Origin of the sequence: Clostridium sp., from assembly GCF_021443865.1 — a bacterium.
Classification (GTDB): domain Bacteria; phylum Bacillota; class Clostridia; order Clostridiales; family Clostridiaceae; genus Clostridium.
In genome coordinates this window covers 15,007-24,328 of the sequence record NZ_JABUTB010000048.1, presented here as the reverse complement: position 1 = coordinate 24,328, position 9,322 = coordinate 15,007, and the positions used below count along the sequence as shown (strand labels likewise).

The window sequence follows — 9,322 nt, the reverse complement described above, 5'->3', positions numbered from 1 at the left end:
TTGAATTAAATAAAAGAAATATATCATTAAAATATAGAGGTTCTAGTAATCAAAGAGTAATTGATGTTGTAAAAAGTAAAGAAGCTAATTGTATTATTGAAATAGAAGCATAATTATAAGGTATCTAGTAAGATTTTAATCTTACTAGATACCTTTCTATTTTTTTATAATTTACAAATAACTACTTTTAAAAAAAAATTCTATTAGTTTTTGACAAAAAGAGTATTTTAAAGGATAATTATAGTAAGAGAATTTATTATATAAGGGGTTATATTTATGCTTAAAAATTTAAAGGTAAGTCTAAAAATATTAATTTTAACAGTTACATTAAATATAATTATAGTTATAATTGGGTTAATTGGCATTACACAATTAAATAGTGCAAATGAAAGAATGAAAAAATTATATAATGAAAATTTTTCATCGGTATTTACTTTATCTAACGCTCTTAGCGAAGAAGCTAAGATACAAGCAAGTATTTATAAAATCATTATAAATACAGATGATCCTTCATATCAAAAGAATGAGTATAATTCAATGATTGAAAGTGAAAAGAAATTCGATAATGAGTTTAATACGTTTAAAAGGATTAATACTGATGAATATGCAAAAAAAATAGCTATAAGTATAGATAATAAGGTGAAAACATATAGAGAAAAACGAAAAGAAGTAATAGATTTAGCTATGAATGGTAAAAAAGAAGAGGCTATAAAAAGATTAGAAGAAATTGAAGTTGAAATTGGAGAAGGATTTAGATATGATTTAAATAAATTATCAGCACATTGTAGTTCATTAGCTGAACAAATAAAATTTAAAAATGAAAAAACATCAAAATCTTTAATTATAGTTTTATATGCAAGTATAGGTATTGGATTATTAATAGGAATTGTTTCAGCTTTTGCAATTAGCAGAAATATAATAAAGCCTTTAAAAATAGCTGTAAAGGAAATGGATATAATTTCAAGCGGAGATTTATCTAGAGAAATAGATGAAAGGTATCTAAAAAGAAGAGATGAACTAGGACTTATATTAATACATTTAAATTCAATTAGAAAATCCTTAAGTGGATTAATAAAGAATGTTAAAAATGAATCTAATAATACAGAAGAGGCTATAGATATAATAAATAAAAATATATATGATTTAAATACAAGCTTAGAAAGCATGTCAGCTACTTCAGAAGAAGTAACAGCTATTATGGAAGAAACATCAGCATCTACTGAAGAAATAAATAATTCCATTCAAAGTATTGAACTTAATATAGAATCTATAAATAATAAGGCTAAAGATGGTGCTAAAATATCTAATGAGATTAGTAAAAGAGCAATAGATAATAAGACTTTTATCACTAAAGACTTAAAAAATGCTAATAATATTTTAGCGGATTCAAAAGAAACACTAAAGAATGCAATTAATCAAACTAAAGTAATAAGTAAGATTTATGAATTGTCAGAAATAATAATAGAAATAACTGAACAAACCAATCTTCTAGCATTAAATGCATCTATTGAAGCTGCAAGAGCTGGTGAGGCTGGGAGAGGCTTTGCAGTAGTTGCAGAAGAAATTAGAAAACTGGCTGAAGCATCTAAAGAGTCAGTTATTAAAATTAAGGAAACTGGAAATGAAATATCAAATTCAGTAAATGGATTAATAAGTGGTTCAAATAACTTAATAAAATTTATGGATGATGACTTACAAAATGAATTTAATAATATGATAAGCATTATTGATACTTCTGAAAAGGATGGGAAATTAATAAATGATATAGTAATGGAATTTAGCAAGATTTCTAGTGAGCTATTACTTTCAATAAAAGAGATTTCAGATGTAACAGAAGCTGTTTCTAGAGCTACTATGGAAGGTACAAATGGAATAACTCATATTACTGATAAGATTTTTGAAGCAAGTAATAATTCAGAGGTTTCTATAAAAAATTCAGATTTAGCTAAAGAAAGTTCAAAAAATTTAAATAAGTCTATAAACGTATTTAAAATTAATTAAGGAGCTGTTTATTCAGCTCCTTAATTAATTTTATAATGATTAACTTTGAATTTAAAAAGAATTGTCAACATTTTCATAATAATCATTTAAAGAATCTTCGTTATCTGAAAAAGAATAGTATTTCTTTTCATCAAAATAATTTTCGGATTTACTTACAATAATTGTACATATACAATCTCCCATAGTATTAACTGTGCTTCTACACATATCTAATATTCTGTCTATTCCAAGAATTAATCCAATTCCTTCAATAGGTAAACCTACTGATTGTAAAACCATTGAAAGCATAATCATTCCAACCCCTGGAACTCCAGCAGTTCCAATAGAGGCCAAAGTGGCAGTAAGAATAATAGTTAATATAGAAGTTAAGCTTAAATCTATATTATAAACTTGTGCAATGAATATAGCTGCCACTCCTTGCATTATTGCTGTACCGTCCATATTAATAGTAGCACCTAATGGTATTGTAAAAGAACTTACAGTATTATCAACTCCCATTTCATTCACAGCATCAATAGTAACAGGTAATGCAGCATTACTAGAAGCAGTAGAGAAAACTATAGATGCAGGTTTTGTGAATTTTTTTAAAAATGGCTTTATACTTAATCTTGTGAATATTTTAAGCATTCCTCCGTAAATAACTACAGAATGAATTAATAATGCAAACAAAATTACAAACATATATTTTAATAAAGGAAGCATTGCACTGAATCCTATTGTAGCAAAAGTATTAGTCATTAAGGCAAAAATACCTATTGGAGCAAAAGACATAACAATTTCAACAATTTTCATTACAACTTCATTTAGAGATTCAAATGCATTTTTTAAAATTTTCCCTTTTTCACCAACTAGACTAATAGAAATTCCTAATAAAATTGCAAAAACAATAATTTGTAACATATCTCCATTTACAAGAGATTGAAAAGGATTAGTTGGGACTATGCCAATAATAATATCTACAAAAGATGTACTTTGAGAAATATTAGTTTCAGAAACTAATAGATTTGAAATATTTAAACCGATTCCAGGTTTTATTAGTAAAGCAAGAGCTATTCCTATGGTAATAGCAATACAAGTTGTAGATACATAAAATAATAGAGTTTTTCCACCTATTTTTCCAAGTTTAGCTATATTTTCTATAGATGCAGCACCGCAAGTTAATGAAACAAATACTAAAGGCACAACCATCATTTTAATTGATGATAAAAATAGATTAGATAAAACTTTTATAATTCCATTTAAAATTAAAGTTTCCTTAATAAAATCAGAATTAATTCTTTGAATTATTATTCCCAAAAGTGCACCTAAGAACATAGATATAAAGATTTTTTTTGTTAAACTCATTTTCTTAATCATAAAATTCCCCTTTAAAATATCACTTTTATTTACATATTAATATTATTATATAAATAGAAAATTGACAAGCTGTTTTTTTTAATAAGTTGTCAGAATTATATATTACACAACTAATATTATGGTGAATTAGTTAAAAAGTAGTTAGAACATACTATAATAAATATTTATAGATTACACTATATTTTTGTGTTTAAATACAAAAAGCAATAAAGTACATAGAAAATAAATTTTTTATGTTTTAAACTTTTAATTAAGAAAAGTTTTCATTACCAACAACATAAAAGCATAAATGGAAACGTTTCCGAAATATTTAGTAATAAAAAGGAGGGTAAATATGAGAAAAAATATTATTTCAAAACTTAAAGCTAAAATAAGTATGTTTATACTTATTATATTTTGTCTAACACTAATACCGATTCCTAATAATGTAGTAAAAGCAGAAACTACAGGAAATCAAAAGATTAAGGTTAGATTTTTAAAAGAAGATAATGACTATTCTGGTTGGAATATTTGGGCTTGGTGGCCAAATAAGGATGGTCATTCAGTAGAATTTACACATAAAGATGATAAAGGCGTGTACGCTGTAATAGATGTACCAAAGTCAGGGGAACTTGGTATGGTAATCAAAAAAGGAGAAACAGAACTTAAAGCTACAGAAGAGATTAGATATGATTTATCAAAGGGCGAAAAAGAGATTATTATAACTGTAGGAGAAATAGATAACAACAATCCAAAATCAAAGTCTATAGTATATGAAGAGCTATATAAGGACTTTTCAAAAGTTAATATAAAAGTTAATTATAATAGATCAGATAAGGATTATGATAAATGGCAACTATGGAATTGGATAGTGGATGGAAGTGATGGCTCAGAGGATACTGTAAGATTATTTACAGAAGCTAATGATTATGGAAAAGCTTCTAATTTATCATTTTCAGATATAACTAAAGAAAATAAGAGAATTGGAGTTATAGTTCGTACTGCTAAATGGGATAAGGATCATAATGATGATAAGATAATTGACTTAGCATATCTTGATTCTAATGGGAATTTAGAAGTTTATTACAAGGAAAATGATAGTACAACATATTATGTAAAACCAAGTTTAGAGGTAAATCCACCAACTGATGAAGAAATAGTAGATGATGGAGATATAGTAGCTGATGAATTGGTTAATCAGCCAGGAGGAAAAAATAAATGGTATATTGCTGGTAATTTCCAAGGATGGAACCCAAGTAATTCAGAAAATCAATTAAAACATTTAGTAGATGGATTCTTTGAGTATTCAGTAGTATTACCTGCTGGACAATATCAATTTAAAATAGTTAAAAATGGATCTTGGGATGGATTTTCAGATAGTACAGATAAAGATGGAAATTTCACATTAAAACTAGATGAAAAATCAAAGGTAAACTTTTATGTTAATGAAGAACTTAATGAAGCAAGAATTAATATTCCTGGAGTAATTGGATTGAAGCAATATGTTCCAGAATTAAGTAATAGTAAATGGCCAAGATTAGTTGGTGATATTCAAAAAGTATTCGGTGAAGTAGAGTGGTCTCCACAAACTGCTAAGCAAATGTTTGTTGATTATAACTTCGATGGAAGTGTATATAAGCTACAAAGAAATTTACCAGCAGGAAACTTTTTAGTTAAGGTAGCTTTTGGTAATGATTGGAGTGAAAGCTATGGACCTAATGGTAATACTCAAGATAATTTAGAAGTTAACACACTAGATTCAGCGGATGTAGTATTTACCATAAACTATAAAGGAGACCAAAAGTTAGTTCACAATTATAAACCTACAGAAGGTAGTTATGATGGTTTAATAAATAAATCAGCTATTAAATTTGATTCAAGAAATATTACCTTTAAAAAGCCTTTTGGTGCAATAAAAGAAGAAAGTGAAGATTTAACTTTAAGAATTGGTGTTGCAAAGGATGATGTACAAGTTGCTAAAGTTGAACTTATAGATGGTAATGGAGTTGCGAAAAGTTATGATATGAGAAAGGCAACTACAGTAAGCGAAACTGATTACTATGAAGTTATAATACCAAAGTCAGATTTTAAAGGTATAGGTATTTGGGGTTATAAATTTATATTAGTAGATGGAAAAACAAAGGTAGAGTATGGTGATGATGGATTAAGTGGCGGCAGTGGTACTACTGCTGAAGAAGGTGTCTTACCATATAATCTAACTGTATATGACAAGGATTACAAAACTCCAGATTGGATGAAAGAATCAGTTGTATATCAAATTTTTCCAGACAGGTTCTTTGATGGAAATAAAGAAAATAATAGAGCTAAGTTAGTAGATGGTTATAGGGGATATGTTGATAGTGATGGAAATCTTAAATCATATGATATTCAATATTATGATGGAGGAGTAGAAAAGGATCCAGCACCATCACAAGTATGGGGTGATTGGAGTGATTATCCTGAAAATCCTAGACATGGAACTAGAGAAAATAAGCCATATTATCCAGATTCAAAAACAGATAATATATGGACAAATGAGTTTTATGGAGGAGATATTCAAGGTATAGAACAAAAACTTGAATATTTAAAATCAATAGGAGTAACTTCTATATATTTAAACCCAGTAGCATGGGCAGCTTCTAACCATAAGTATGATGCAACTGATTATAAGTCATTAGATCCAATGTTTGGAGAGCCTGTATATAATAAGAAAGGTGATCCAACTTCAGGTTTAAATTATGAAGAAACAAGAGCTGCATCAGATAGAGTTTATCAAGCTTTTGCAAAGGCAGCAGAAGCTAATGGCATTAAGTTAATAGCAGATGGCGTTTTCAATCATGTTGGAGATGATTCAATATATTTTGATAGATATGAAAAGTATCCAGAAATTGGTGCTTATGAATATTGGAGAAAAGTATGGGATAAAGTAAATACTGGAAAGACTCAAGAAGAAGCAGAAAAAGAAGTAATTAAAGAATTCGAAGGGATGAAAAATCCTTTAACAGGTAAAAATTATTCTTATCCTGAAGATTTTAAATTTACAACTTGGTTTAAGATAGAAAATAAATGGGTAGTAAGAGATAAAGATGGAAATTCATTAGATAAAAAAGATCAATATTATCAATATGAAGGCTGGTGGGGCTATGATTCATTACCAGTAATGGAAGCAAAAGCACCTCAAGAAGGAGACGAATTAGCGATTCCAGGAAATCATGAGTGGAATAATGTTGATTATAGAGAAAATGTAATTGGTTATGATTTAACAGGAATGAGTAATAAAGAAGCAGAAAAAAATATGCAATATGCAGCAGCTCAAAGATGGATTTGGATGGGAGCAAGAGGATGGAGATTAGACGTTGCACCAGATGTATCAACAAGTACATGGCAAAAGTTTAGAGAAGTTGTAAAATCAACAACTGGCAGATTAGATGTTAATGGAAATGTAATAGATGATCCAATTATATTAGGTGAAGAATGGGGAGTTGCTACTCATTATTTATTAGGAGATCAATTTGATTCAGTAATGAACTATCAATTTAGAGCAGCCCTTCAAAACTATATAATAAGTGGAAATGCTATAGATTTTAATAATGCATTAGAGACTATAAGAGAAAATTATCCGAAAGAAGCATGGCAAGCTATGCTAAATTTAGTAGATTCTCATGATACTATACGTAATATTACTAAGATAGATAATCCAACATGGGAAGAAGAAAATACTAAAATAGCTCCTGAAGCATCAGATAAAGCATTAAAGCTACAAGCATTAACAGCTATATTCCAAATGGGATATCCAGGTGCACCTACTATTTATTATGGTGATGAAGTAGGGGTAACTGGTACTAAGGATCCTGATTCAAGAAGAACATTCCCATGGGAAAGAATAAATGAAAAGAATGGAGATTATTCTGCATTAGGTAGATATTCAGAATTATTTGACGCATATAAAAATGCAGCAAGAGTTAGAAATGAAAATCTTGAAGTCTTTGCAACTGGAGATATTCATACGGCTTATGCCAATGAAAATGTAATTGCATATGCAAGGAAGAGTTCTGAAAAGGGAGGCCTATTAGTTTTAAATCAATCAATGGAAGAGAAAACTATAGAGGCAGATGTATCAGGATTTTTACCAGAGGGATTAAAATTAAAGGATGAGATATATGGAAAGATATCTTCAACTGTAAAAGATGGAAAAATTAAAATTACAATTCCAGCTCAAACAGGCTTAATGATGGTATCTACAAATAAAATTGTTGTAGTTGATAAAGTACAAGGGGTAAAAGCAATTGCAGAACAAGGAAAGGTTACTCTTACTTGGAATGAAGTTGCTGGAGCTAAAAAGTATAATATTTATAGAACTAATCTTGAAGGACAAAATGTTGAAAAGATTAAAGAAGAAACTAGTACAAGCTTTATTGATGAAAATGTTATAGATGGAATAAGATACTATTATTATATAACTGCAGTTAAGGATGGAGGAGAAAGTGAATTTAGTGATTCAGTAACAGCTTTACCATCATATACTATTAAATCCATTAGTAAACCTAATAAAGTTAATGACCTAACTATTGGTGTAGGAATAAAAACTGAAGAAATAATAGTAAATATTAATATTCCTGGCTTAACAGATAGCAGTGAATATAAGGGAAAAGAAATTCCTAATTTTGAAGCTAGACTTATGTTTTATAAGGATGGAACTTCAAGAGATAATGCCCATAGTACTAAGTTAAGATATAAAGGCGATTCAGAAGATGGATCAAAGGGTTACTATGCAACTTTTGAGCCAACAGAGGCAGGCATATATAATTACTATGCTAAAGCAACAACAAATACTGGAGATAGCTATACAGAATCATTAGAAGTATCAATGAAAGCAGTTATGAATAGTGATGCTACTACAGCTCCAAAAGCTCCAATTATTGATGATATACTTGTAGAATCTAATAGAGCTAAGATAACTTGGAATTCAGATGGAGATAATGTTGAAGGCTTTGAAATTTATCGCAAACAAGGAAATAATGAGTTTATAAAAATTGCTGTAATAGATAAGGCTTCTAAAGAATTTGTAGATTTTACAGTAAGTAATGATATAGAGTATACCTATAAGGTAGCAGCGTATGATAAATTCTATAACAGAAATTATTCAGAAGAGAAATCTGTTAAACCAACATTAGTTATGGTAGATGTAACACTAAGACTTCATATTCCTAACTATACACCATCAACAGATGATATTTATATTGCTGGAACTTTAAATGGATGGAATGCATCAGGTGATAAGCTTACAGTACCGAGTGGAGCAACTTCTAGAGATGTAGTAGAGTATAAATTTAAAATGATGGCAGGAAAAACTATAGAATATAAGTATACAAGGGGATCATGGCCTACAGAGGCATTTACAAGTCATAAGCGTATTCCAAATGATACAGAAGATTACGGTAATTGGGCATATAGTTCTACAGATACTAATATGAAATTAACTATTAGTAATCAAGGTGGAAATTCTATGATTGTAAATGACTATGTACTTCGTTGGGTTGATATGCCTATGATGATTTCTATGCCGAGAATATCTTATGGAGATGATATCCAATATGAAACTTCTGAAAAGGAATTCACATTAAAAGCTAAGGTTCCATATGGAGTACAATTTACAATAAATGATGAGGATATAAATAAATTATATCCAGGTGCTATGAATGAATATGGTGATGTAGAGGTAGAAGGAATTAAATTAAGTCCAGGAGAAAATAATTTTAATCTTAAAATTAAACCTACTCAAGAGACTATTGACTTACCTTGGTATACAGATGATGGAAGAGCTTCACAAGCAACTAAGGAAATAACAATGAAAATTATATCTACAGTAGATCCAGAAGAACCAAAACCAGAAGAAATAAAGGTTACAGGAGTAAGCTTAGATAAAGCATCAGCAGAATTAAAGATAAATGAAAGCATAGAATTAAAAGCTAATATAGCTCCAGAA

General features: G+C 28.8%; 3 protein-coding genes and 1 pseudogene. 3 read left to right on the top strand and 1 reads right to left on the bottom strand.

Features of this window, described 5'->3' with window-relative positions:
• Both HUJ77_RS09695 and HUJ77_RS09690 read left to right on the top strand, forming a co-directional pair.
• Window positions 1-113 (top strand): annotated as a pseudogene (locus HUJ77_RS09695) (anaerobic ribonucleoside-triphosphate reductase activating protein); the annotation flags it as partial.
• A 163-nt stretch (window positions 114-276) separates the two neighbouring features.
• Complete coding sequence (locus HUJ77_RS09690) at window positions 277-2,001, top strand: methyl-accepting chemotaxis protein (protein ID WP_291708383.1); 1,725 nt, start codon at window positions 277-279, stop codon at window positions 1,999-2,001.
• Window positions 2,002-2,052: 51 nt separating this feature from the next.
• On the opposite strand, the gene HUJ77_RS09685 is transcribed toward HUJ77_RS09690, so the two are convergent.
• Entirely contained in the window at window positions 2,053-3,357 is a 1,305-nt protein-coding gene (locus HUJ77_RS09685; RefSeq protein ID WP_291708382.1) for a dicarboxylate/amino acid:cation symporter, read from the bottom strand.
• 334 nt (window positions 3,358-3,691) lie between these two features.
• Here HUJ77_RS09685 and HUJ77_RS09680 point away from each other — a divergent pair.
• On the top strand, window positions 3,692-9,322 hold a 5,631-nt coding region (locus HUJ77_RS09680; RefSeq protein ID WP_291708381.1), incomplete at its 3' end, for an alpha-amylase family glycosyl hydrolase.